At 53.1% G+C, this 24233-nt stretch carries 24 protein-coding genes; 10 read left to right on the forward strand and 14 right to left on the reverse strand.

The window, feature by feature from the left end; all coding sequences use genetic code 11:
* Window positions 1–158: 158 nt before the first annotated feature.
* Entirely contained in the window at window positions 159–623 is a 465-nt protein-coding gene (locus KB213_RS07540; protein ID WP_068171644.1) for a DUF2147 domain-containing protein, read from the forward strand.
* 107 nt (window positions 624–730) lie between these two features.
* Here KB213_RS07540 and KB213_RS07545 read toward each other — a convergent pair whose 3' ends face one another.
* Entirely contained in the window at window positions 731–1816 is a 1086-nt protein-coding gene (locus KB213_RS07545; RefSeq protein WP_211681823.1) for a glycosyltransferase family 4 protein, read from the reverse strand.
* Window positions 1817–1861: 45 nt separating this feature from the next.
* On the opposite strand from KB213_RS07545, the gene KB213_RS07550 reads away from it, so the two are divergent.
* Both KB213_RS07550 and KB213_RS07555 read left to right on the forward strand, forming a co-directional pair.
* On the forward strand, window positions 1862–2884 hold the full coding sequence (locus KB213_RS07550; protein WP_211682008.1) for an NAD(P)/FAD-dependent oxidoreductase: 1023 nt from the start codon (window positions 1862–1864) through the stop codon (window positions 2882–2884).
* 204 nt (window positions 2885–3088) lie between these two features.
* Window positions 3089–4342, forward strand: coding sequence for a D-amino acid dehydrogenase (locus KB213_RS07555; RefSeq protein WP_211681826.1), 1254 nt, complete (start codon window positions 3089–3091; stop codon window positions 4340–4342).
* A gap of 45 nt (window positions 4343–4387) precedes the next feature.
* Here the strand turns inward: KB213_RS07555 and KB213_RS07560 are convergent, their stop codons facing one another.
* From KB213_RS07560 to KB213_RS07580, 5 genes are all read right to left on the reverse strand, one after another.
* Window positions 4388–5278, reverse strand: a complete 891-nt coding sequence (locus KB213_RS07560; RefSeq protein WP_211681828.1) for a hypothetical protein — start codon at window positions 5276–5278, stop codon at window positions 4388–4390.
* A gap of 600 nt (window positions 5279–5878) precedes the next feature.
* The gene (locus tag KB213_RS07565; RefSeq protein WP_211681830.1) at window positions 5879–6232 is read right to left on the reverse strand and encodes a DUF3147 family protein; all 354 of its coding nucleotides are present in this window, start codon (window positions 6230–6232) and stop codon (window positions 5879–5881) included.
* 102 nt (window positions 6233–6334) lie between these two features.
* Entirely contained in the window at window positions 6335–7975 is a 1641-nt protein-coding gene (gene groL, locus KB213_RS07570) for a chaperonin GroEL (RefSeq protein ID WP_068171631.1), read from the reverse strand.
* A 52-nt stretch (window positions 7976–8027) separates the two neighbouring features.
* Window positions 8028–8318, reverse strand: coding sequence for a co-chaperone GroES (locus tag KB213_RS07575; RefSeq protein WP_068171628.1), 291 nt, complete (start codon window positions 8316–8318; stop codon window positions 8028–8030).
* 128 nt (window positions 8319–8446) lie between these two features.
* Window positions 8447–8641, reverse strand: a complete 195-nt coding sequence (locus KB213_RS07580) for a DUF4169 family protein (RefSeq protein ID WP_211681832.1) — start codon at window positions 8639–8641, stop codon at window positions 8447–8449.
* 106 nt (window positions 8642–8747) lie between these two features.
* On the opposite strand from KB213_RS07580, the gene KB213_RS07585 reads away from it, so the two are divergent.
* The gene (locus KB213_RS07585) at window positions 8748–9488 is read left to right on the forward strand and encodes an SDR family oxidoreductase (protein WP_211681834.1); all 741 of its coding nucleotides are present in this window, start codon (window positions 8748–8750) and stop codon (window positions 9486–9488) included.
* Between the two features lie 54 nt (window positions 9489–9542).
* On the opposite strand, the gene KB213_RS07590 is transcribed toward KB213_RS07585, so the two are convergent.
* Window positions 9543–10421, reverse strand: coding sequence for an S-methyl-5'-thioadenosine phosphorylase (locus KB213_RS07590; protein ID WP_211681836.1), 879 nt, complete (start codon window positions 10419–10421; stop codon window positions 9543–9545).
* A 259-nt stretch (window positions 10422–10680) separates the two neighbouring features.
* On the opposite strand from KB213_RS07590, the gene hemF reads away from it, so the two are divergent.
* Both hemF and KB213_RS07600 read left to right on the forward strand, forming a co-directional pair.
* On the forward strand, window positions 10681–11598 hold the full coding sequence (gene hemF, locus KB213_RS07595) for an oxygen-dependent coproporphyrinogen oxidase (protein WP_211681839.1): 918 nt from the start codon (window positions 10681–10683) through the stop codon (window positions 11596–11598).
* A 17-nt stretch (window positions 11599–11615) separates the two neighbouring features.
* Window positions 11616–12728, forward strand: coding sequence for a hypothetical protein (locus tag KB213_RS07600; protein WP_211681841.1), 1113 nt, complete (start codon window positions 11616–11618; stop codon window positions 12726–12728).
* 140 nt (window positions 12729–12868) lie between these two features.
* On the opposite strand, the gene KB213_RS07605 is transcribed toward KB213_RS07600, so the two are convergent.
* The 5 genes from KB213_RS07605 to KB213_RS07625 form a co-directional block, all read right to left on the reverse strand.
* Entirely contained in the window at window positions 12869–13567 is a 699-nt protein-coding gene (locus tag KB213_RS07605; protein WP_249110356.1) for a Smr/MutS family protein, read from the reverse strand.
* A 141-nt stretch (window positions 13568–13708) separates the two neighbouring features.
* Window positions 13709–15178 (reverse strand): cytochrome c peroxidase, encoded by a 1470-nt coding sequence (locus KB213_RS07610; protein ID WP_211681843.1) that lies wholly within the window; start codon window positions 15176–15178, stop codon window positions 13709–13711.
* Window positions 15179–15275: 97 nt separating this feature from the next.
* On the reverse strand, window positions 15276–16130 hold the full coding sequence (locus KB213_RS07615) for a DNA-methyltransferase (RefSeq protein WP_211681845.1): 855 nt from the start codon (window positions 16128–16130) through the stop codon (window positions 15276–15278).
* Window positions 16127–17353: a murein transglycosylase A gene (gene mltA, locus KB213_RS07620; RefSeq protein WP_249110371.1), complete on the reverse strand. Its 1227-nt coding sequence runs from the start codon at window positions 17351–17353 to the stop codon at window positions 16127–16129. Before mltA ends, KB213_RS07615 begins: the two co-directional genes overlap by 4 nt.
* Window positions 17313–18062, reverse strand: a complete 750-nt coding sequence (locus KB213_RS07625) for a Tim44/TimA family putative adaptor protein (protein WP_211681847.1) — start codon at window positions 18060–18062, stop codon at window positions 17313–17315. The genes mltA and KB213_RS07625 overlap by 41 nt, the downstream gene beginning before the upstream one ends.
* A 202-nt stretch (window positions 18063–18264) precedes the next feature.
* On the opposite strand from KB213_RS07625, the gene secB reads away from it, so the two are divergent.
* Complete coding sequence (secB, locus tag KB213_RS07630; protein ID WP_211681849.1) at window positions 18265–18792, forward strand: protein-export chaperone SecB; 528 nt, start codon at window positions 18265–18267, stop codon at window positions 18790–18792.
* An 18-nt stretch (window positions 18793–18810) separates the two neighbouring features.
* Here the strand turns inward: secB and KB213_RS07635 are convergent, their stop codons facing one another.
* Complete coding sequence (locus tag KB213_RS07635; RefSeq protein ID WP_346266688.1) at window positions 18811–19500, reverse strand: uroporphyrinogen-III synthase; 690 nt, start codon at window positions 19498–19500, stop codon at window positions 18811–18813.
* A 2-nt stretch (window positions 19501–19502) separates the two neighbouring features.
* Window positions 19503–20552 (reverse strand): hydroxymethylbilane synthase, encoded by a 1050-nt coding sequence (hemC, locus tag KB213_RS07640; RefSeq protein WP_211681853.1) that lies wholly within the window; start codon window positions 20550–20552, stop codon window positions 19503–19505.
* Window positions 20553–20617: 65 nt separating this feature from the next.
* On the opposite strand from hemC, the gene tsaD reads away from it, so the two are divergent.
* The 3 genes from tsaD to KB213_RS07655 are packed head-to-tail and all read left to right on the forward strand — an operon-like array spanning window position 20618 to window position 24233.
* A complete protein-coding gene (tsaD, locus tag KB213_RS07645; RefSeq protein WP_249110357.1) occupies window positions 20618–21709 on the forward strand; it encodes a tRNA (adenosine(37)-N6)-threonylcarbamoyltransferase complex transferase subunit TsaD in 1092 nt (363 codons plus the stop codon).
* Window positions 21702–23360, forward strand: coding sequence for a right-handed parallel beta-helix repeat-containing protein (locus KB213_RS07650; RefSeq protein WP_211681855.1), 1659 nt, complete (start codon window positions 21702–21704; stop codon window positions 23358–23360). The genes tsaD and KB213_RS07650 overlap by 8 nt, the downstream gene beginning before the upstream one ends.
* Before the next feature lie 48 nt (window positions 23361–23408).
* Window positions 23409–24233: a 23S rRNA (adenine(2030)-N(6))-methyltransferase RlmJ gene (locus tag KB213_RS07655; RefSeq protein WP_211681857.1), complete on the forward strand. Its 825-nt coding sequence runs from the start codon at window positions 23409–23411 to the stop codon at window positions 24231–24233.

The raw sequence follows: 24233 nt of genomic DNA on the forward strand, positions 1-24233 counted from the left end.
CTCTACTTGTGCCGCCTCCAGATACTTTACGGCAAGGACCTTCTTTCAAACTATGTCATATTTCAAAGAAACACCGCCCTTATTTAATCTTTGTCACCCGCCCTATTCCGCTCTATCGCTATACGTCTATCGGCAACCCTTGAGAGGATACTCATCTCATGCTGAAGCGCTTCTTCACCCATTCATGCGCTGCTCTCGCTCTCTGCTGCGCCACTCTTTTCTATGCACCAGCATATGCTGCGGATGAAGGCTCCCCCGTAGGGTTCTGGCAATCCACGGATGAACACACCAATACACCGAAAGCCATCATCCAAATCTATAAGAACGCTGACGGCAGCCTCTCAGGGAAAATTGTTAAAAAACTCGTCCCAGCAGGCGGCGATACATGCGGCAACTGCAAAGGCCCCTTGCATAATGCCCCTTTCGTCGGCCTCCCTATTTTATCCGACATGAAAGCCGTTAAAAACACATGGGAGGGCGGCTCCATTATCGATCCCGCCAACGGCCAGACGTATCATTGCCATATGCAGCTTTTTCACGACAAAATGCTCGAAGTCCGCGGTTATGTCGGCATGCCTATGTTCGGCCGTAGCCAAATCTGGAAACGCGTTTCCGCGCCATAAATACCGCTCACACGGCTCAAGGCTATGCCACATGCACAAACAGGCATAGCCTCACTCAACGACAAGACACACCACTCCTAACGTGCTGACATCCACCACATACCAGACTAGCCGCGCTCTTTACCCCACGTGGCACCCAATAATGCCCCCCACCGCGCCATAATCGCTCCTTCTTGGAAAGCAAGCGCACGCTGCTTTACCGCCACAGCCATGTCGACACGCCGCTCCCCGTCACGCATCAACGCGGCCAAACTCTCCGCAAGCGCTGACACATCCTCCGGTGGAACCAACAACCCCGATACACCCTGCTCAACAATTTCCGCCGGCCCCGTCACACAATCAAACGACACAATCGGCACACCTGCAGCTGCCGCTTCAAGCAAAACCATCGGCAGCCCTTCATAGCGCGAAGAACACACATACAGCGCAGCCCGCGCATAATCCTGCGCAATCCCCTCCGTCGCGGGCGCTAGTACCACACGCGGTAGACCTTCCATTTGCTCCATCAGTGCTGCTTTGTCCGGCCCATCCCCTCGGATCAACAAAGACCACCCCGCCGCTTCTTCACGCTCAACCAACTGCGCCCATGCCTGCAACAAAAGATCATATCCCTTTTGCTCCGTCAGGCGACCAGCCGTCAGTATCATGCGAGATTCTGAATCATACTTATCCACTCGGACGGGCGGCGCCATATTCGGTACCACCGTCACACAAGCTTTAGGCGCGGCATGACACTGCCATAATGCGGCATCAGCCTCCGTCAAAACCACAACATCATCCGCCCAGCGCGCAGCAACCTTACGCCCCCACGCACGCTTCCGACGGTTCAATGTCACCGTATAATTAAAATGTTCCCACACCACGCAGCGCACACCCGCCAAACGCGCAGCCGCAACACCATAAAGAGCGTGAGTCGCCTCCACCACCACCAACGTTTCGATAGCGTTCTCACGTAAATACCGTGCCAAACGCCTAACGATACTAAACCATGAATTAAAAATTTTTACCGGATGATCAAACAAAGACGTCACCGCCACCGTAGGCTCCAACGGGTAAAATGATGCCCCACGCCCGACCAATTCGATCAAATGAACCACCTCACCCCGTCGGGCTAGACCATTCATCACGGCACAGGCTGAACGCTCTGTTCCACCAAGGGCACTAATATGCTGAATTACAAAGGCACAACGCATACCCCCATCTACCCCATCACGCGTAAAACGCCTATGACGGAAGACATGACGACAGCATCTCAAACCCTCCATACCGACGTCGCCATCGTCGGCGCAGGCCCCACGGCCCTGTTCGCCGCTTTCGAATGCGGCATGCTGAAACTGCAAAGCGTACTGATCGACGCCCTCGATAGCGTCGGTGGCCAATGCGCAGCGCTCTATCCGGAAAAGCCGATTTATGACATCCCGGCTCACCCCGCGATCGAAGGTGGCGCGTTAATTGAAGCGCTTGAGCAACAAATTGCGCCCTTCAACGTGCCACGCCTCCTTGGCTCACGCGTTGAATCCCTCACCGGCACACGCGGGGACTTCACGCTTAAAACAGGTCGTGGCGATACCATTCACGCCAAAGCCGTGATCATCGCAGCAGGTGCAGGCGCGTTCGGTCCCAACCGCCCACCCTTGGCCGATCTTGAGGCATTTGAGCGCACAGGCTCCGTCCAGTATTACGTCAAAAAGCGTGCCGATTTCGCAGGCAAGCGCATCGTCGTCGCAGGTGGTGGTGACTCTGCTCTCGACTGGGCCTTGTCCCTCTCAGACATCGCAGAACACGTCTATCTCCTTCACCGTCGTGACCGCTTCCGTGGCGCACCAGAAACCCTCTCACGCATCGAAGCACAAATCAGCGCCGGTAAGATCGAAAAAGTCGTGCCTTACCAACTCCATGCCCTGCATGGTGATAATGGCCAACTGAGCGCCGTTGAAGTCTCCACCATGTCTGGAGACACACGCAAGCTAGAAGCCGATACGCTCCTACCATTTTATGGCCTGTCCACCGATCTCGGCCCCGTCGCCCTTTGGGGGATCGACACGCAGCGCAACACAATTCCCGTTGCACCAGCATCGCTTGAGACCAGCACACCCGGCATTTTTGCCATCGGGGACGTTGCCACCTATCCCGGCAAGCTGAAACTTATTCTCCAAGGCTTCTCGGAAGGCGCGATGGCAGCACACGCCATCCACCCCATCGTGCACCCGGAAACAGCCCTGCACTTTGAATACTCCACCAGCAAGGGCACCCCTGGCTGATCAATTTTTTTAGCATTTAGTCAGAAAACGAGCCCGGCCAACTCTTGTTGTGCCGGGCTTTTTTATCACACACCGTACCCAAACACGCTTTGACACAGGGACTAGACAACCCACCCTCATGGTGCTGATCTTCACGACATCAAAACGAGTCGATATAACCGGGCCACATTTTAGTTCGGTTTCGGATCGATTAGAGAGGCAGACATGAAGATCATCATTCTGGGCGCAGGTGTTATCGGCGTCACCACCGCATGGTATTTGGCCCAAGAAGGCCATGAGGTCGAAGTGATTGACCGTCAACCAGGCGTCGGTTTGGAAACATCCTTCGCGAATGCTGGCCAGATTTCTCCGGGCTACTCCACGCCGTGGGCCATGCCGGGCCTGCCCCTCAAAGCGGCCAAGTGGATGATGAGCCGCCACAGCCCACTCGTCGTCCGCCCTCGTATCGACACGGACATGTTCCGCTTCATGGGCGAACTTCTCGCCAACTGCACGGAAAAAGCCTACGATATCAATAAAGGCCGCATGCTGCGCATCGCAGAATACGCACGTGACCGGATGGACACCCTGCGTGCCGAAACCGGCATCACCTATGACGGTGAGCAAAAAGGCCTGATCCAGCTTTTCCGTACGGCAGCACAGGTTGAGCACGCCGCCGAAGACATGCGTCTGCTTGCAGAAAGCGGCATTGACCATAAACTCTTAAACGTCGATGAAATCATCGCACGTGAACCCGGCTTGGCCCATGCCCGCCAACGCCTCCAAGGCGGCCTCTACCTCCCCGGCGATCAAACCGGTGATGCCCACCTCTTCACCCGTCGCCTCGCCGCAATGGCCGCCGAAAAAGGCGTCAAATTCCGCCTCTCCACACGCATTGAGGCCATTGAAGCCGCAGATGACAGCATCTTCGGCATCCGCACAAGCGCTGGCCGCCTCACCGCTGACCGCTACATCCTCGCGCTAGGCAGCTATTCCGCACGCTTCCTCAAACCACTCGAACTGCGCCTGCCCATCTACCCGGTGAAGGGCTACTCCCTCACCATGCCCATCACGGATGAAAGCCGCGCCCCCACCTCCACCGTGAATGACGAAACCTATAAAGTCGCCATCACGCGCCTCGGGGACCGCATCCGCATCGGCGGCACAGCCGAACTCACAGGATACCGTTTGCGCCTCAGCCCAGACCGCCGCGAAACGCTGGAGCTGTCCTTTAACGAAATGTATGGCGGCGGTGACCTCTCCTCCGCGCAATACTGGACCGGCCTGCGCCCCTGCACCCCCGATGGCACCCCCATCGTCGGCCGTGCACCGCGCTATAAAAACCTATGGCTTAACACCGGCCACGGCACCCTCGGCTGGACCATGGCCGCAGGCTCCGGCAAAATCGTCTCCGACCAAATTTCGGGCCGCGAGACCGAAATCCCATCTCTGGATCTCTCGCTAGATCGTTATAAATAAACACTCATGGTTTGCTTATGAAGCCCTCGTAAGCAAACCACTCCATTACGGACTACGCGGGTGAATATTCTCCAAAACTTTATCCGCCATATAACTCACCGCCTCACGCGCATCCGTAGCACCATCCGTATTATATAACGCCGCTAACAAAGCCTTATCATACGGCGTCATATACCCTGTCGGGCCTTGTAAAACGGGGCCATTATTCACCCCCAACAACGTCATATCATCATAATGTGCAGACAGGTTCGGCCCCATATACGCAACGAGAGCGATAAGGTCAGACAGCATACCCCACGGCTCATCTTTAATCCGATTAATATCCACGATAATGATCGAGAGCGTAAAATCCCGCCGTGCCGTATCATGCAACATGGAAGGATCATCTTCCTGCACAGCCTGTATCGGACCCAAAGGGGTCGATATCGTTAAAGGCGGCATATTATCATGACTTCTCAAAGTCGTAGACGTCAACCAGCGCACCGCCCGACTTTTTAAAAACGCATTTTTCTCATCATCTGTCGGTTCATCCAGCGTCTCCTTAAATTGCGGATCTGCATCGTACCCCCTAAACATCGAAGGGTTTTGCTGCTCTATCTGACGTGCCACGTCATCAGACTGATCAGTAAACAGTATCAAAACATTCCCGACAGAACAGGTATCACTCACATTCAGCGATAAATCCTGCCCGACACTCTTCATTTTGTGAATAATAGAATCTTTAAACGTATCATTAAGACCAAAAACATTCAGGCAAACATGGCTGCTCCACTTAGGGATATGCCCAACCCGCTGAACATAAATTTCTTTCGTGATATTCTTCTCAAGAACAGTCGAGTTCACACCATGCACGACTATATTTTCTTGCCCACCAGCCCAACACAGGGTCGGGAAAAGCCCTAAAATAATGCCTATCTTTCGAAGAAATTTTTTCATATCAAACACTACCCCAAAAGGCGAAATAAGCCTGAAATTAAGTCGTATCTTTCAATTAATTGACAGCGAATAAAATAGAAAAATAAATTCATAGTACATTATAATTATCTGCACATTTATTCGGAGAGAATTATGCCATTACACTCCAAAACATATCTCGAACTCACATGCTCAAACTGCAATCACAGGCGTTTCAGCACCCAATACGGAGATGTCTATAAGTTTTCAAAAACGTGCACATCATGCAAATCACGCGACATCACGACCAAAACCGTTAGCCGCTCTTATATTCTCATAAAAAATCCGAGCTTTTTTATCTTCCCACAAAAACCGTTTTAAACTCTTTCTCTCCCTATAATGACCCACACAAACAGGCCATGCCCTTTTATGAAGCAAGAACACTTCATCTCACCATGAGCATCACTGACAGTGCATCATAAGTAGGCGGCTTACATAACACCACGCGGGCCCCATTATAACCGCACGCCAATACCCACTACGCGCCTTTAATCTCACAGTGCCGAACCATCTGGGATCCCCTTCACACGCTGACCAAAAGCATACCCCGCCGCAATGCTCACGAAGCCATGCATGACATCCTTATAAACGCACACCAAAGCGCGGCCCCAACCACGTAACACCCGTATAAAGCACCACGGTCAGCGCGCAGCCCAGAAACAGCGACAACCAGAACCCGACACCACTGCGCAGTAAAAATGGAATAACCAAAAACATCGGCAAAGACGGCAACACATACCAAAATGTCGCCCCCGCATGAGCCGCCATATTGTCTACATCTGGCTTTTCAACCCAAAGCCAAATCATGCCCATAACCGACACCAGCGGCAAAGAAGCCACCAACGCCCCCACCCCAGGATAACGCTTCGCCAACGTTGACGCAGCCGCAATCATCAGGCCCGACACTGCCGCCTTAAGAAAAAATTGAACGCTCATCACCATCCCCCAAAACAAAACCGCCCCACGGGAAGCCCATGGAGCGGTTTCGTCAACTCATTAAAACAGGCCCGGCTCCGAAAGGAGCCGGCGTTCCATGGATTAGAAATCCATGTCACCCATGCCGCCCATGCCACCAGCAGGAGCCGCAGGAGCCTTCTTTTCTGGGCGCTCAGCAACCATAGCTTCCGTCGTAATCAACAGACCACCAACAGATGCTGCAGCTTCCAGAGCCGTACGAACAACCTTGGTCGGGTCGATAATACCCGTAGCAACAAGGTCCTTGTACTCAGCGTTCTGAGCGTCAAAGCCGAAGTGATACGTATCGTTCTCAAGAACCTTACCAGCAATGACCGCACCGTCTTCACCAGCGTTCTCAGCGATCTGACGCAGAGGAGCTTGCAGAGCACGACGAACAATCTCACCGCCAATGCGCTGATCATCGTTCGCGAACTCAAGACCCTTCAGAGCCAGAGATGCACGTGCCAGAGCCGTACCACCGCCCGGAACGATACCTTCTTCAACTGCTGCACGCGTTGCATGCAGTGCATCGTCCACGCGGTCCTTACGTTCCTTCACCTCAACCTCGGTGCTACCACCGACGCGGATAACGGCAACGCCACCAGCCAGCTTAGCAAGACGCTCTTGCAGCTTTTCACGGTCGTAGTCCGAAGTTGTTTCTTCGATCTGCGCACGGATCTGGTTGCAACGGCCCTTGATGTCGTCAGCTGCGCCAACACCCTCAACGATCGTGGTGTTTTCCTTCTCGATGTGAACCTTCTTAGCGCGGCCCAGCATGTCGAGGGTAACAGATTCCAGCTTAATGCCGATATCTTCAGAGATAACTTGGCCACCCGTCAGGATCGCGATGTCTTCCAGCATCGCCTTACGACGATCACCAAAGCCCGGAGCCTTAACAGCAGCAATCTTCAGACCGCCACGCAGCTTGTTCACAACCAGCGTTGCCAGTGCTTCGCCGTCAACGTCTTCAGCGATGATCATCAGCGGACGACCGGACTGAACAACGCTTTCCAGCAGTGGCAGCATTGGCTGCAGTGAGGACAGCTTCTTTTCGTGGATCAGGATGAAAGGCTCATCCAGATCAGCCGTCATCTTTTCAGAGTTCGTCACGAAGTATGGTGAGATATAACCGCGATCGAACTGCATGCCCTCAACAACGTCGAGTTCCGTGTGCAGGCCCTTCGCTTCTTCAACCGTGATCACGCCTTCTGAGCCGACCTTCTGCATCGCAGAAGAAATCATCTCACCGACTTCCGTCTCACCATTTGCAGAGATCGTGCCAACTTGCGCGATTTCAGCAGGGGACGTCATCTTACGCGTGTTGCTTTGCAGTTCAGCAACAACCACACCAACAGCCTTGTCGATGCCGCGCTTCAGGTCCATCGGGTTCATGCCCGCTGCAACAGCCTTCACACCTTCACGGATGATCGCCTGCGCCAGAACCGTTGACGTCGTCGTGCCGTCACCAGCCTTGTCGTTCGTCTTGGAAGCAACTTCACGCACCATCTGTGCGCCCATGTTCTCGAACTTGTCAGCCAGTTCGATTTCCTTGGCGACAGAAACACCGTCCTTCGTGATGCGCGGTGCGCCGAAGCTCTTGTCGAGAACAACGTTACGACCCTTCGGGCCCAGCGTTACCTTGACAGCGTTTGCAAGAATATCAACGCCACGCAGCATGCGGTCACGTGCATCGGCACCGAACTTTACGTCCTTAGCAGCCATTTAACTTACTCCAATATGAGGTTTTATATGAAAGCAAAAATGGGGACGGCAATTAGCCGATCACACCCATGATGTCGCTTTCCTTCATGATCAACAGGTCTTCACCGTCGATCTTCACCTCAGTGCCGGACCACTTGCCGAACAGCACCTTGTCACCAGCCTTAACATCCAGAGCCACAATTTGACCCTGTTCGTTACGTGCACCCGGGCCAGCAGAAACGACTTCACCTTCGGTTGGCTTGTCTTGTGCGGTGTCCGGAATGATGATGCCACCAACGGTCTTTTCTGCGCTGGTCAGGCGACGAACCACAACACGGTCGTGCAGGGGACGAAATGTCGTCATGGATCTCTCCAGTTTAAGCCACGCCCTAAAAAAGAAGCGACGTGACAGGTTACGCGCTCAATAATAGCAGCGCTGTTAGCACTCCCCATTGAGGAGTGCCAAAGAGGTAGTATTTCCCCCCTAAAAAGTCAAGATGACGCCCCCTCAGAGTCGTCTCGCTTTTTGCCATCCATCATCTTAGAAAAACGTTCTTTTTCTAAGGCAGACTGCTGTTTTTCACCTCGACTACGCCCATAAAATAAACGATTGGCGTCAGCTTTTTTCACATCTTCTTCACGTAAACGCCGCTTCCGCTCCCGGCGCAGATTCACCACATTTGTCATAGCCTCAATCCATTTACCTTACCGCCCCAGCTTGCAGGTTCCACTCACCCGCACCACCTACCTTACTGGAACCCACATAAGCCTTATCAGAAAGAGTGTATTCACCATGGATAATATTGCTGGAAAAGTCGTCCTCATCACCGGCGGCAGCAGCGGCCTTGGCGAAGCGACCGCCCGTCACCTTGCACAGCTTGGCGCACGCGTCGCTCTCGCAGCACGCCGCCGCGACAAGCTGGATGCCATTGTCAGTGACCTCACGGCACAAGGCTTTGACGCACGCGCATATACTCTAGACGTCACAAGCCGCGAAGCCGTGCAAACGACAGTCGATAGCGTCGTTGCAGACTTCGGAAAATTAGATGTTATCATCAATAATGCTGGCCTCATGGCCATTGCCCCTATGGCCAACACATTGGTCGATGAATGGGACCGCATGATTGATATTAATATCAAAGGCGTTCTCTACGGCATCGCTGCAGCATTACCGATCTTCACCAAGCAGCAGAGCGGTCACATCATCAACCTCTCATCCGTTGCTGGCATCAAAGTCTTTGCACCCGGCGGCACAGTCTATTCTGGTACAAAATTCGCCGTACGCGCTATCAGTGATGGTCTACGCCAAGAATCTGGCGGCGCCTTCCGCGTCACATCCATCGAACCGGGCGCTGTAGACTCAGAACTCAAATCCGGCAGTGGTGACGCTGAAAGCCGCAAGAACGTCGAAGCGTTCTATCAAATTGCCATCCCATCCGATTCAGTAGCGCGCGCCATTGCATACGCCATTGCGCAACCTGATGACGTGGACATCAACGAAATCGTTCTGCGCCCAACCAAACAAGAGTTCTAATGCTCTTTTAAACACTGTCTTTGGGCGGCATCACACCGCCCAAAGACACACCCATTACTTCTTCAAAACACGCCCTGCCACAGCATCCAGCTTCGCCACCAGAGCCGGGTCACGCTTTTCAGGTGCCGTAATCAACGCAAAATCCAACGCACGCTCTGCTGTCAGATCAACTGGGCGCTTTTTACCCAATTCAGGAATAACAGCCTTCACCAAGCGGCGTGCATTCGCAGCATTACCCTGCATCACCTTCACAACCGCTTCCACAGTGACGCTATCATGATCCGTGTGCCAGCAGTCAAAATCGGTCACCATCGCAACCGTCGCGTAGTTCATCTCCGCTTCACGGGCGAGCTTCGCTTCCGGCATATTGGTCATACCAACCACCGAACAACCCCATGAACGGTATAGCTCACTCTCTGCACGTGTTGAGAATTGCGGCCCCTCCATCACGATATACGTGCCGCCACGCGTCACCGGAATAGAGAGATCTGTTGCAGCCTTCTCCAGCGCATCCAGCAAACGATGTGAAACTGGGTCAGCCATGCCCACATGCGCAACACAGCCCGTTTCAAAGAAACTCTTTTCACGCGCAAAGCTACGGTCAATAAACTGGTCAACCAGCACAAAACGCCCCGGCTCCAGTTCCTCTTTCAAAGAACCAACAGCCGAAAGTGACAAAATATCCGTCACACCCGCACGCTTCAGCGCATCAATATTCGCGCGGAAGTTCAAACGTGATGGCGGGATTGGATGACCACGACCATGACGCGGCAAGAAAACGCACTGAACGCCATCTAACGTCCCGAACAAAAGCTCATCAGACGTCTCACCCCAAGGGCTTTCAACCCGACGCCACTCTTTATTCTCCAACCCGTCGATATCATACAGGCCAGAACCACCAATCACGCCGATTACCGGCTGAACTTCAGACATCCCATTATCCTTCAGCTACAAAAATATCCGTATTGAGGACCACAGCATCAACTGTTCCGCAAGCCTTGATTGATATTCATCAACTCTCGAAAAGATGCTTAACACCATGTTAGCACACACAGCGCCATGCTTTTGCCGTAGAGAGTAGAGACTATACCTCCGCTCCATCGGTGCAGCGCACGCTATTCGTCGCCCGTTCATTCTGCTAGGACGTCTCGGGTCAAGGTCATCTCATCCCACGGGGATAGGGAAACGGAACATGGATCAGACTACCGCCGCTTTCAGCCCATCACAGCGCGCCGATGTGCCACATGATGCACTTAAAGACCAAGCACGTGCATGGTTCGAAACCCTACGTGATCGGATTTGCGCCTCCTACGAAGCACTCGAAGACGAAGCCGCCGCGGGAGACACACAAATCCTCAAAAATGCCAGCGCCCCCGGTCGCTTCACCCGCACCGCTTGGACGCGTGAAGAAGGTGGTGGCGGTGTGATGTCCGTCATGCGCGGTCGCGTTTTTGAAAAAGTCGGCGTAAATGTCTCCACCGTATGGGGCGAATTTTCTCCCGAGTTCCGCAAAAATATCCCCGGTGCCTCAGAAGACCCACGTTTCTTTGCCACTGGCGTTTCTCTCGTTGCCCATCCATGCAACCCCCATGTAAGCGCCGCACACTTTAACACCCGTATGATCGTCACGACGAAAGGCTGGTTCGGCGGTGGCGGGGACATCACCCCCATGTTCCCACAAAGCCAAACCGCACGCAGCGACGCGGATTATTTCCACAAAATGTTCCAAACCGCGTGTGACAAACACGACCCCGAATATTATCCGAAATTCAAAGAATGGTGTGACCGCTACTTCCACCTTCCCCACCGCAACGAACCACGCGGCTTAGGCGGTATTTTCTACGACCAACACTCGACAGGTAACCTCGACGCAGACTTCCGCTTTACACAAGAGGTCGGCATGGCCTTTCACGATGCCTACCCCGCCATTGTACGCCGCCGTATGTATACACGCTGGAATGACGCAGATCGTGAAGCACAACTCATCCGCCGTGGCCGCTACGTAGAGTTCAACCTCCTGCATGATCGTGGTACATTATTCGGCATCAAAACAGGCGGAAACACAGAGGCTATTCTGATGAGCATGCCGCCGGAAGTACGCTGGCCGTGATAAAAAACGCCGCGCCCATGTTGCCAAAGACACAGCCCCTTCAAGGGCACCGTCCGTTCTCACGCCGTCGTTTTATCACTTCGGCCTTAGCGGGCTTGAGCTGTACCCCACAGTTACTACGCGCGGCACCGTCTACCGCCCTTCCAAACGCACAATTGCTGATTGGCGGCACATTACACTCTATCCCCGGACAATTTGGCGAACTCGCCACCAATGCCCTTAGCCACGGGTTAGGCCTTAACCTCCCAATCCAACTCTCTCCCGATATCGGCTTGGATGGCGTCAAAGTCGCAAATGAGTTTGACAGTAACGTCGCGGCAGATGGTCAAACTGCCCTCGTTGTCCCCGGAAGTGCTTTTATCGCTGCACAAACCGGCGACCCACGCACGCATTATGATTTCACACGCTGGATTCCGCTCCTCGTGGCTCACACAGCTTCCGTCGTCGTAACGCGGACAGATACCCACCAAAATTTTGCACATCGTCTGCGGAGCTTTTTCCACGGCCGCTCCCTCAAACTCGCGGTCTCACACCCCACAGGCAATGAATTAAGCGCACTGCTCGGCCTCACATTGCTGGATTTGCACCCTACACCCGTACCCGGCTTCGCCACAGCACAAGATGCTCTCCAAGCGCTCCATAATGGCCTTGTTGACGCCGTGCAGATCCTACCAACACGTGGTGATGCACCACTATTGGAAACACTCAAGAACCTCCCCGAAGGTGTCGCCCCCCTCTATCATACCGGTGACCTCTCCGGCACACCGCTCAACGATATTCCCAATTTCCTCGAAATCAGCGAGCAAATGCGCCGCCGCCCTCCTGAGGGGCAACTATTTTCCGCTTGGCAAGCGGTCTCTGCCGGGGTTTGCACACCTTTTGCCGTTGCCCTCCCCATGCTCACTCCACCCCCACTGGTAGAACGTTGGAAAAATGCCTGCGCGGATGCCTCGGATGATGACAGCATCCGCCACTGGGCTGAAACCTATCACTTTAGCTTGGAGACAGAAGACAACGCTGCGCCCTTCTTCTCACGCATTCGTCCAACGCCTGAATCTCAACTCGCCCTACGCCGCTGGATCGCTATGAACACGCCACGCTGGCGCCTTGGGCAAGAGACACGTCTCTAAGCTGCTTTTTCCCCCGACCATACAACAGGCTAACTGTGTGGTCCCCGCCAGTGCATAGCAATTCAATGATTTTGTCCCCTACAATAGAGGGCACTCCTTCATGATAATACGCACATACTGCACAACAGCCTGAAGCGTTCTTAACGACGCGTCTTCAAAAGAATACGGACAGCACCTTGGTTTGCCTTATGCGTATGCACGACAGCCAAAATCATGCCGCGTATATCTGCCCGCTGTAGCCACAATGGTAACTCCCGGCGGATAGCACCACTTTGCTCTCCGCTACCCAGCCCCGTCACCACTTCAATACACTTTAAATTCTGTGTCCGAGCGCGCTGCAAAAAATCAAGCAAACGCTCAAAAGCATCCTGCACAATATAACCATGCAAATCTAACTTTGCCTCTACGCGCAACGTACCCCGCGTCAGGCGCTTCCAGCTTGTATTATCCAAACCCGGGGCCCGAACACCAACCTTCAAAGCACCAACTTTCGGCAAACGCCGGATCGAACGTGCCATCATGTCTGCAAAGCTGGGCTCCGGTACGTCCACCCGATAAGCCGCTTGTTCTGACGAAACAGCCGGCACCGGCACAGACGTCGGACTTGGTGCCACAACAACCCGACGCTTCACCTTCGTTTTCACACGTGTTTTTTGAACCGGTGCCACGGCCTTTTGCGGCTCCGTGGGGGGGGCGGCACCGTCCTGTTCTGTCTCATGCTCCGTACGTGATGCATCAGAATGCAAGGGCACAACATCGCGCATGACCAAACGCCACAACGTTGCCTCCTCTTCCCGCACATTCCGTCGCTTCGCCATACGCTCCACAATCCTCAACATCGCCCACCCTCACAGCACCGCACCATGAAGATGCCTCACTGTTAAAAGCAGAGCACAGATCAAACAACGCCCGAAATACAAAAATGGCCTTGAGAGAACCCTCCCAAGACCATTTTCCGTCTCTAAACGCGCAAGGTGTCGTTAATTCGCAGCTTGCCCTGCGGGTTTCAGCTCCGGCTGCTCCGGAACCTGATCCAGCGGAACGCCCTGATACTTACCGGTCAACGTCTTCAAGAAGGCAGTAATATCATTCACATCCTGATCAGAAATATCATGATCTGGCGTTTGATACTTCGCCATCATCCGCACAGCATCTTCCAGCGTCTTAGCCGAGCCATCATGGAACCACGGGCCAGTCAACGCGACGTTACGCAGGTTCGGAACCTTAAAACGATGTTCGTCGTTCGGGTTCTTCGTCACCCCAATACGCCCATCATCGGCAGCCGTCAGTGCCGTATGACGATCCGCAAAGTATGGCCCTTCAAGGCCCATCACTTCATACGCATCACCACCCATGGCCACACCACTATGGCACCCTGAGCAACCGATTTCCTTAAAGCGCTCATAACCACGCTTTTCTTGCGCCGTAATCGCGCCAGAAGCACCCTTCAGATATTGATCAAAACGACTATCGGGCGTGATCAACGTCTTTTCGTATTCCGCGATCGCATCCGTCACAGTGTCTTTGCTGATCGTGCTATCCGGCCCATACACAGCATTAAACTGTTCGGCCATGCCCGGTTCATCACGAACATGTGCCGCCGCCTCATCCCAGTTATGCGCCCCCATTTCCTTCGGGTTCGTCACAGGGCCAGCAGCCTGTCCAGCCAGATCCTTCGCACGGCCATCCCAGAACTGCGCCATGTTAAACGTCGCATCATAAACAGACGGCGCGTTGATCGGTCCCTTCTGCCCATGAATACCAGTAGACGTCACAAGATTATCAACACCACCCTTGTTCAAGCCATGGCAGCTTGCACAATTCAGCGTGCCATCACCCGACAAATGCTTATCAAAATACAGCGTCCGGCCAAGCGCTGCTTTCTTCCAATCTACCGAAGCAACCTCTGGAATCGGCTGCACCACTTCCCCACGGAAAGCCGGTGCCACATCCGCGCTCGCATAATAGCGTGCACGCTGCTCACGCACCCATGTCAGAATATCGTTACGTTGCTTTTCATCCAGATATGCGTGCGGGTGCATCGTCAGATACACTTTTGGCGGCATCCGGTTTTGAGAAATCACTTCCTCAATACGTGAAAGCTGCTCAATGGTCGGCGGCTTACCTTGCTGGAAATCTGCAATAATCGGCGCAAAATTGAAGTGCAATTGCCCTTCCGTCAAATCATGGCTCATGATCTGATTAGCCAAAGGCAATTTGAAGTAGAACGGCAGATCCGCCCCCTTCGTATGGCAATAATCACAGCGTACTTCTTGGAACGCTGAGAATGCTGCCATAGAAACAGGATCGTGCAGCGTCAGACTTCCTGCTGGCAGCTTTGGTGCCCCAGCATGGTCAAAATGCTCAAGATACGTGACAGTTCCACCCCAAGTGGCAACACCAAGGGCTGCGAGGGCTGCAATGCCTCGTATAATTGTGCTTTGCCGCACTGCACTCACTCCATGTAGCGGTAGATAGGCTCAAAATGAGCAAGACAGTCACAAATGTCCAAGCGATTGAACCTGTCAGAAAAACAGGCCCTGCCGATCAAACGTGATCAGCCTCACTCAGTTCCGAAACGACTTCATCAATTGAGCCATCATCTAAAAACGCGCGCAGGCGTTTTCGGGCCAGATTCACATAACGTGTATCCATATCAATCCCGATCCCCTGCAAGCCCTGCCGCTCCGCTGCAATCAAGCTCGTGCCAACCCCCATAAACGGGTCTAAAAGCACATCCCCCTCTCCCGCACCATGCAGACGCAAACATGCCTCAGGCAATGCAACGGGAAATGTACCCGGGTGGCTAAATTTTTCTTTCTGACTGCGGACCGTCTCATACGGGATGAACCACGTATCCCCTCGGCAACGCCGATCAACCGCATGCCGACGGCGATGAATATTACTTTTATCTGTAAACGGCACCCCCGCCGCCAAACGCGAGACCGGCACATCCCCCGTTTTTGTTAAATGAAAAACATGCTCATGATTACGGTTCACGAAACGATGGGAATTCAGAGGCTTAAAATGCCCGTGCGTTTTCTCCCCGACAGAAACCGATTTAATCCACGTAATATGATTTTGCAGTACAAATAATTCACGTAGCCTCACCAACAGCTCAAACGGCAACCACGGCTGTGATGATGAACCCGACATGTTCAGAAAGAACGACCCGCCATCCTTCAAAACGCGCTTCAAACTCGCGCAAATTTCGATCATCCACTCCAGATAACACTCTTCCGGCAAGCGGTCCTGATAACTGCGGTAATCAATACCCAAATTATACGGCGGCGATGTTACAATAACATCAACACTTTGCGCAGGCATACGTCGCAGCACAGTCGTGCAATCACCACGAATCAACGTATGCGTCCCCAGACGCTCCCTACGGCTTCGTATCATTGAGCTGCCCCCCCAGCCGGAACAGAACGCGGCAATAAAACCGTCACCCGACCAACCGCATGCAAATGCCCCGCCACATAAGCGGCTTGCTCACCCGAACCCGCAAAGAGATCCAACCGCCCTACCCCGCGAATATCCGTGCCTACATCTTGAGCAAAAACCAAATGCTGCCATTTCTCTGACATGCTATTTGCAAGTGGCAAGGTCGTCTGTACCCAAAGCGGCACCCCAAACGGCACCACAGAACGGTCCACAGCAACAGAGCGCCACGGCATCAAAGGCACCCCAAATGCCCCTTTAGGCCCCACCGCGCTGGCCTCACCATCCAAATGAAAAAAGACATAATTTGGGTTACGCTCCATCAGCGCAGATGCTTGCGCAGGGTGTGTCTCCAGCCACGCACGAATACTTTCCATGCTGACCGTGCCACTCGCTAAAAGGCCATCACGCACCATTTCCCGCCCAAGCGGAACATAGGGTTGCCCATTACGTCCATCATACCCCACAGCCACGCGCCGCCCATCCGGCAGCACCAGCACCCCTGAGCCTTGAACCTGCAAGAAAAAACGATCCACCGGGCTTTTCAGCCATGCCACTTCCAAACCACGCCCATTCAAAGCGCCATGATCAATCTGCGCCCGATCATAATACGGCACCACACGCCCATCTTGCCAGCGGCCAGAGATCGGTGCGCCATCTGTACCGGACACACTCACCAAGTCAGAAGGATGTGCATAAAGCGGCGTCCTATAAACGCCCCCCGGCTGTAACGATGCTTCAAAAACAGGCTGGAAATACCCCGTAATCTCACCTTGCTCTGTCAACAGATAAGGCCGGAACCACGCTTCCACAAAATGCCGCGCCACAGCGGGGCTCGTCACCGCAATATTTTGCAAGGCCGCGCACGCAGCTCCCCAGTCTCCAGCATAGCGCCCAGCCGGGAGCTTCGCTGCGCCCCCCAAAAGAGTTTCAGGCGGCAATTGCCCAATGCGCCGACACTCCGCCCGCAAAACCGGCAAAACTACCGAAACCGTCTCCGAGCGCCAGCCAGGAAGAGCCGTATAATGCGCAGCATGCAGTGGTTTTGCCCAAGCGAGACCCTGCACAAACCCCGCAAACATAGAGGCCGCAACCCCCAGCGCTACGGCCCGTGCCATCCCCCCCCGCATCATGCGGCGCATATTATGCAGGACGAGAAGCCGCGAGACGCCAGCGCGTATCATCACTGCCCAAATGCGTCTCAAACAGCCATAGATCATGAAATTCCGTCACCGCTTCCGTACCGACAACTGGCTGCCCATCTGCCCCCAGCAGAGCATTAATCTGCCGTGAGACAATACCAACTTCAATCCGCGCTACAGGCACATTCTCAACGCTCACGATAGCCGCGTCCTGAATAGACAACACATCCACACCACGCACTTCGCTGCGCTGCGTCTGCTGCGCTGCTTCACGAGCCGCAATAGCGCCATCAAAAACCTGCGCCACCTCATCTGTCATCACCGCAGCTAATGCCGTGCGATCACCTTGAGCATAGGCCAACACCACCTTACGAAAGCTCGCTTCAACCCCTTGCAAAAACTCCTGTGGGTTAAAGCCCGAACGCGCCTTCACAATATCTACTAGAACGCCACCCACCCGCGTCGCAGGTGCTGGAATATCCTGACGCGCGCGCACAGGCTGCGCCCCACTTCCGGCACTCGCCCCTTCAGGCAAAGGCGGCGGGACCGCGCGTTCAGCCCCTGCCGACGCAGCCACAGGCCTAGGCATCGCTTGCTTTACACCCTGCAGCCCCACACGCCGCCCCAAAATACGATAGAGGCGAAAAGCCAACGCCGCGGCAATCACAGCAAGAACAATGACATCCCAAGGAAGAGAATAGCCACCTTGGCTCGTCAGAAAACTCGGAAAATGAAAAGTGTCAGAAGACATGCAGGCTTAAGCTTCACAAATGAACGGGATCACAAAAAAACTTCCCATTAGATAGGTTGAGACGGTCCACAACTCAACCATTTGTCATAGAACCCGTGACGTTTCCGTGGAACGGCTTGGCGATAGGAGCACATCATGCTACCGCCATGAGGTCGCAATTATTTCATTGATTGTTGCCCATGGGCAGCACCGGAGATCATTTATGTCCGAAAATTCGACTGCTAATACCAACACCCAAAACGCAGAAGGTACACCAGCACCTCTGCCATTGGCCGTTAACCTGCAATACACGAAAGACCTGTCTTTCGAAGTTCCAGCAGGCGCTGCAATTTTTGCATCTTTGCGCAGCGCACCACAAATCGGTGTAAACATTGACGTTCAGGTTAACCGCCTGGAAGAAGAACAACCTGTTTTCGAAGTCGCTCTCGCTGTTCGCGCAGAAGCAACAGAAGCTCCGGAAAAAGAAGGCGACAAGCCAGGCCGCACTGTTTTCATTGCAGAGCTGACCTACGCAGCCATCGTCACCCTCGGCAATGTTCAGCAAGAAGTTGTTGAGCCACTGTTGCTGGTTGAAGTGCCGCGCCTGATCTTCCCATACGCACGCAGCATCATCAGCGATGTCACCCGTGACGGTGGTTTCCCACCAGTTGTTCTGCAACCGATCGACTTTGTTGCTCTGTGGCAAGCAAAGCGCGCGCAGCAGTTCCCAGAACCAGCTGGCGAAGCCTAAGCTTCCCCTCGGGAGGGCCTACCCTCCCGAGACCACCCGTTTGCCCAATAGGGCCAGCGGGTCTCCATATTCGACTGTTTTCCAATCTTCTGCCGGCACACGTTCCGCAATAGCCTGAGAAAAACATAAAGCTCTTACGCCTTTTAAGCGCGCGTATAATGCGTCCGGCATAGCCCGACAAAATGCTTCCACAGTGCGTCCTGAATAAAATAATACCGCCTCAGCACAGTCCGCCTGAAGAACCTGAACCGTACCCGGCGTTATAGCGTCAACAAGCTGCACATCATAAACCTCACGCCGCACCGCACCGAGAGATTGCGCCAGAGCCACACCATAACCGCGCCCCGTAACCAGCACGATATCGGTGCCCATTAGCCCGTTCCCCCGGCAATAATGCTCTAACGAGTCAGCATCCCCCCCGGCCTCAGCAACATCCTCAAAGCCCATAGCGCGCGCGCGTAAAGCCGTCTTTTCACCCACTGCAAGTATTGCTTGCGTACGCGGCCATTCGGATAAAGCCGGCAAAGCCTGTCCGCTTGTCACTAATAATGCCCGCGCTTTTTCAACCGGCAGCACCCCCATCCCCTGAATATTCAGCATGGGAGAGGCCACGGCACGCCAATTGCGTTTCTCAACCGCCTGAACCGTTTCACTTAAACCCGGTTCAGGCCGCGTCACAACAACAGCAGAGCGATACCGTCGTATCACGCTCAATCGCGCGTCATTTCAGCAAAAATATCCGCAGGCGTGTCTCTCTTCAACATTGCACCCACTTCACGGCCAATCGCGGCGGCGTCATGTGGTGCGCCACGCAACTCACGATGCAAAATGAAAGAGCCGTCTTCGCTGGCAACCAAACCGCGCAAATACAATTCATTGTTCTCGATCCGCGCATACCCACCAATCGGCGTCCGGCATGAGCCATCCAACACATCCAAAAGCGCACGCTCCGCCGTGGACACCCAACGCGCTTCGAGGTCCTCAATCGCACCAAGCAATTCACGCAGTTCTTCATCACTGCGCCGCACCGTCACGCCAACAATTCCTTGGCCCGATGCCGGCAGCATATGCTCTGGCTCCAAAATAATATCAGCCCGATCTTCCAAACCAAGGCGCCGCAACCCCGCCAAGGCCAGCAAAGTCGCATCGCACGCACCATCCGCAAGCTTCGCCAAACGAGTCTGAACATTCCCACGGAGCAGACAGAATCGGAGATCAGGCCGCCGTGCCAGCATCTGCGCTTGCCGCCGCACAGACGCACAGCCGACTACAGCCCCTTCAGGCAGAGCTGCAAATGGATCATTCGGATCAACCTCTACCGAACGATCACGCCGAATAATCACGTCCCGCGCATCTTCACGTGTCATGGTACACGCCAACACCAAATCATCCGGAAGATGTGTCTCCAAATCCTTCAAACTATGCACGGCAAAATCAATATGCCCTGCCTGCAACGCCTCATGAATTTCTTTGGCGAACAAGCCTTTTCCGCCAATTTCTGCCAAACGTTGCGTTAAATTCCGATCTCCCTCGGTACTAATTTGGTGCTCCTGAAAAGCCTCCAAATCACGCAAGACCGGACAAAAATGACTCAACCGATTCAAAAAGTGCCGCGTTTGCACCAAAGCCAATGGAGAAGCACGCGTCCCCACACGAAGAGGGAGCGTACGACGAGAGGACCCACTAAGGCCATGGGAGCGACGAGCAGCTTCAGCCGCAACCCGGAGCAGTGCATCGGAAGGAAGGAGCGTGACATTCATGACAAGCAGCCATAAACGATCCTGACGACACTGTCATGATGACTGTATTTAGCATAGTAAAAGGTATGACCGATCAATCCCACCTCGTAGCACCACTCCTTGCTATTGAATCCTCTTGTGATGATACCGCTTGCGCGATCCTTGCCCCCAATGGGGACATCCTCGCTGAGAGCGTACTGTCACAAATGGACCACGCGGCACTTGGTGGCGTCGTGCCGGAAATCGCAGCCCGTGCACATTTAGATGCCCTGCCCGGCATCGTGCAGATCACTCTCCAAAAAGCGGGGCTAACCTTGCATGATATTGGCGCCTTTGCTGCGTCAACGGGGCCCGGTTTGATTGGCGGATTGATCGTCGGCAGTTCTTACGCAAAAGGCCTCGCCATGGCCTTGAAGCGCCCTTTCATCGCGGTCAATCATATCGAAGCACACATTCTTACCGCACGTCTTCCATCCCTCCCCACACCACCCGCCTTCCCTTATTTGACCCTTCTTGTCTCCGGCGGGCACTGCCAATGCGTGGCCGTTCATGGTGTCGGGCATTACGAGAAACTCGGCGGCACGATTGATGATGCAGCAGGAGAAGCCTTCGATAAGGTCGCCAAAATGCTAGGCCTGGGCTGGCCGGGCGGCCCCGCGCTTGAGCGCCTCGCCCTAGAAGGCAACGATAAAGCCTATGCCCTACCGCGTCCCCTCATGGGCCGTGACGGCTGTGACTTCTCCTTTTCTGGCCTCAAAACAGCCGTCAGCCGCCTGATTGCCCCTCATGGGCAAGGTGCCCTCCCTCGACAAATCGCTGCCGATATTGCGGCAAGCTTCCAACGTGCTGTTGCTGATGTCATGGCAGACCGTACCCGCCATGCTATCCAAGCCTTACCAAACGCTACCGCCATCGTGGTTGCCGGCGGCGTTGCCGCAAACACCCTGCTGCGTAGTACCCTCGAAAATATTGCTGCAGATCATGACCTGCCCTTCTTAGCGCCACCTCTACGCCTCTGCACTGATAACGCCACCATGGTTGGATGGGCCGCGCTCGAACGCCTCAATGCCGGTGAGCGCCCGGACGACATCACCCTCGCCGCCCGCCCACGCTGGCCATTATCCGAACGCGCCGCTTCATCACACCAAAACAACATCGAGAGAGCTTCTCATGCTTAAATATTTTCTTTTGACGCCTTCGCTTATTGCAACCCTCATCAGCGCAAACGCAGTAGCAAACGACACGCCTCTCCACTCACCACTTTATAATGAAGTTACTACTGCCGCGCTCCCACCGCTAAAAACAGCGCCCAACACCCCCACGCACAGCATAACCAAAAAAACACAAGTCATTCAGCGTGCTAATAAATTAAATATCAATCTTGAAAGCACACTAAAACTCGCCGACAAAAATTACACCGATATTAGCGAAACACTCCCCACTCCAATCAAAAAACAGGTCATTTTTAAAGGAACAAAATCATCCGAAATTAATAAGTTAATAACTGAAAATACACACATAATCATTGAGTCAAAAAATATATTATTAGACGAAAGTATAATAATAAAAACAAACAATCTTGATCTGACGTTCGACAAAACTCACATTGACGGTTCAGCCCCAAAAAACACTCCCGCCATTATTATAAGTGGTAAAAACATTCATGTTGGCGGTGGATATTTCATAGAATCAGATGGAATTAAAATAAATAATTCAAATAGCGTATCACTTGAAAATATAAATTTTCAAAAAATTGACGGATATTCTATACTAATTAACAATAAAAATACCGGAATTTCTATTATTAACAATACCATTTCAGAATCACATGCATCAGGCATAGCTGTATTAAGTGGTAATTCTAATATTTTAATTTCAGGAAACTCCGTTTCTAATGGCACTGGTGGATCAAACCAGCAGGCTGGCATCCTCGTCACCGCACGCACACGCTATGAAAATATTGACGGACCCAACTTTCTACTAACGCCAATTACACTCAATAATGGCCATACTCTTTATCAATTCGCACCCGATGCATCGGTATTATCTTTCAACAACCCTTCAAATAACGTATTTATTATAAACAACTCAATAAATCATAATAAAGCAAACGGCATATATCTTGACGGAGCCACAAATACATACATTTATAATAATAAAGTTACCAACAACGCCAAAGAAGGTATATGTTTAGATAATGGTTCAATTGGAAATATTATCTACCAAAATGACATTCATCGAAATGGGCAGCGTTGGGGGCAAAGCGACGATGAATTATCATTAGATTTTGTCGCACAATTTGGACGTATGGATGACTTATCGGCACGCGCAAAATTACCTGGCATTTCAATTGACAATGCAGCCTTCAATATTGTTGCCAACAATAATGTTTTAGAAAATTACGGCAGCGGCATAAAAATGGTCCGGACATCTTATTATAATCTTCTTGGAAGAAATATCATTTCCGATAATAACAAAGGAGAGAATGACAAATTTTTCTTTTTCGGTATTGAGGTTGGAGGTGCCGAAGGAGATACCAAATCAGATGCGCTCGACTTTACTCCCAGCGTCGGCAACATCATTTTTCAAAATGTCATAGCTGGAAAGCATCACAGCGGCATACAGTTCTGTGCTTCCTGCGCCTTTAATGACGTGTTTGACAACGTCATTATCCGCCCTGAAGTCTTCTCTATTGAGCAGACAACACCTTATAATTTAAACAGCTACATGAATAACCTTTCCACCACCAATGCCCGCAATGCCAGTCTCAATGGCGTTAATGGCCGCATCATCATTAATGGTGAAGGAATTTATGATAACAGGCCATAATTCATAAAATAGAATACCGTAAAACTCTTAGATACTGCTGGATATACCGTGAACTACCGCCACGCCTACCATGCCGGAAACTTCGCCGACTGCATGAAGCACGCCCTGCTCCTGTCTTTGCTGCGCGCCTTAGGCAAGAAGCAAACCGGGTTCTGCGTCCTCGATACCCATGCGGGCCTCGGTCATTACGACCTCCAAGGCATTGAAGCCGAAAAAACTGGGGAATGGCATGACGGTATAGCGCGCCTCCTCGGACAAGACATTCCCGCCCTGGCCGAATATCAAAGCGCGGTCGAAGCTCTCGGCCTCTACCCCGGTTCCCCCGCCTTCACGCAGCATGTTTTGCGCCCGCAAGACCACCTCATGGCCTGCGAACTCCACCCGGAAGACGTCAAACCCCTACGCCGCCGCTTTCGGGGCCTGCCAAATGTCTCCGTCCATCACCGCGATGGTTACGAGGCCCTCCGCGCACTCTTACCGCCCAAAGATGTCCGCCGTGGCTTGGTCCTGATTGACCCACCCTTTGAAAAGCCGGATGATTTCACACGCTGCGCCGAGGCGATCTCTTATGTCCGCAACCACTTCCGTGCAGGCATTGTCGCTGTGTGGTTCCCTATCAAACACCGCACGCCTATCCACGCTTTTTACAACAGCTTAAAAGACGCCAAAATCCCCGATCTCATCACCTGTGAGTTCCTGCTGCGCCCACCTCTTGACCCATCACAACTGAATGGCTGTGGCTTCCTCGTGGCGAATGCGCCATATGGGTTTGAGGCTGAAGCACGCACCATTCTTGATGCACTCGCCCAACACCTCACCACAGCGGGTAACCCCGCTATTGATGTCCGGATCGAACGGCTGACGGAGGAATAA

The sequence above is a fragment of the Neokomagataea anthophila genome (assembly GCF_018122595.1).
Classification (GTDB): Bacteria; Pseudomonadota; Alphaproteobacteria; order Acetobacterales; family Acetobacteraceae; genus Gluconobacter; species Gluconobacter anthophilus.

Excerpts from the sequence above, each read along its gene's own strand:
- KB213_RS07625 (WP_211681847.1), bottom strand. The coding sequence starts at position 18,062 with ATGTCTTCTGACACTTTTCATTTTCCGAGTTTTCTGACGAGCCAAGGT.
- KB213_RS07600 (WP_211681841.1), top strand. The coding sequence starts at position 11,616 with ATGTTGCCAAAGACACAGCCCCTTCAAGGGCACCGTCCGTTCTCACGC.
- KB213_RS07540 (WP_068171644.1), top strand. The coding sequence starts at position 159 with ATGCTGAAGCGCTTCTTCACCCATTCATGCGCTGCTCTCGCTCTCTGC.
- hemF (WP_211681839.1), top strand. The coding sequence starts at position 10,681 with ATGGATCAGACTACCGCCGCTTTCAGCCCATCACAGCGCGCCGATGTG.
- groL (WP_068171631.1), bottom strand. The coding sequence starts at position 7,975 with ATGGCTGCTAAGGACGTAAAGTTCGGTGCCGATGCACGTGACCGCATG.
- KB213_RS07560 (WP_211681828.1), bottom strand. The coding sequence starts at position 5,278 with ATGAAAAAATTTCTTCGAAAGATAGGCATTATTTTAGGGCTTTTCCCG.
- hemC (WP_211681853.1), bottom strand. The coding sequence starts at position 20,552 with ATGAATGTCACGCTCCTTCCTTCCGATGCACTGCTCCGGGTTGCGGCT.
- KB213_RS07590 (WP_211681836.1), bottom strand. The coding sequence starts at position 10,421 with ATGTCTGAAGTTCAGCCGGTAATCGGCGTGATTGGTGGTTCTGGCCTG.
- KB213_RS07575 (WP_068171628.1), bottom strand. The coding sequence starts at position 8,318 with ATGACGACATTTCGTCCCCTGCACGACCGTGTTGTGGTTCGTCGCCTG.
- KB213_RS07605 (WP_249110356.1), bottom strand. The coding sequence starts at position 13,567 with ATGTTGAGGATTGTGGAGCGTATGGCGAAGCGACGGAATGTGCGGGAA.
- tsaD (WP_249110357.1), top strand. The coding sequence starts at position 20,618 with ATGACCGATCAATCCCACCTCGTAGCACCACTCCTTGCTATTGAATCC.
- KB213_RS07585 (WP_211681834.1), top strand. The coding sequence starts at position 8,748 with ATGGATAATATTGCTGGAAAAGTCGTCCTCATCACCGGCGGCAGCAGC.
- KB213_RS07565 (WP_211681830.1), bottom strand. The coding sequence starts at position 6,232 with ATGAGCGTTCAATTTTTTCTTAAGGCGGCAGTGTCGGGCCTGATGATT.
- secB (WP_211681849.1), top strand. The coding sequence starts at position 18,265 with ATGTCCGAAAATTCGACTGCTAATACCAACACCCAAAACGCAGAAGGT.
- KB213_RS07650 (WP_211681855.1), top strand. The coding sequence starts at position 21,702 with ATGCTTAAATATTTTCTTTTGACGCCTTCGCTTATTGCAACCCTCATC.
- mltA (WP_249110371.1), bottom strand. The coding sequence starts at position 17,353 with ATGATACGCGCTGGCGTCTCGCGGCTTCTCGTCCTGCATAATATGCGC.
- KB213_RS07550 (WP_211682008.1), top strand. The coding sequence starts at position 1,862 with ATGACGACAGCATCTCAAACCCTCCATACCGACGTCGCCATCGTCGGC.
- KB213_RS07580 (WP_211681832.1), bottom strand. The coding sequence starts at position 8,641 with ATGACAAATGTGGTGAATCTGCGCCGGGAGCGGAAGCGGCGTTTACGT.
- KB213_RS07545 (WP_211681823.1), bottom strand. The coding sequence starts at position 1,816 with ATGCGTTGTGCCTTTGTAATTCAGCATATTAGTGCCCTTGGTGGAACA.
- KB213_RS07555 (WP_211681826.1), top strand. The coding sequence starts at position 3,089 with ATGAAGATCATCATTCTGGGCGCAGGTGTTATCGGCGTCACCACCGCA.
- KB213_RS07615 (WP_211681845.1), bottom strand. The coding sequence starts at position 16,130 with ATGATACGAAGCCGTAGGGAGCGTCTGGGGACGCATACGTTGATTCGT.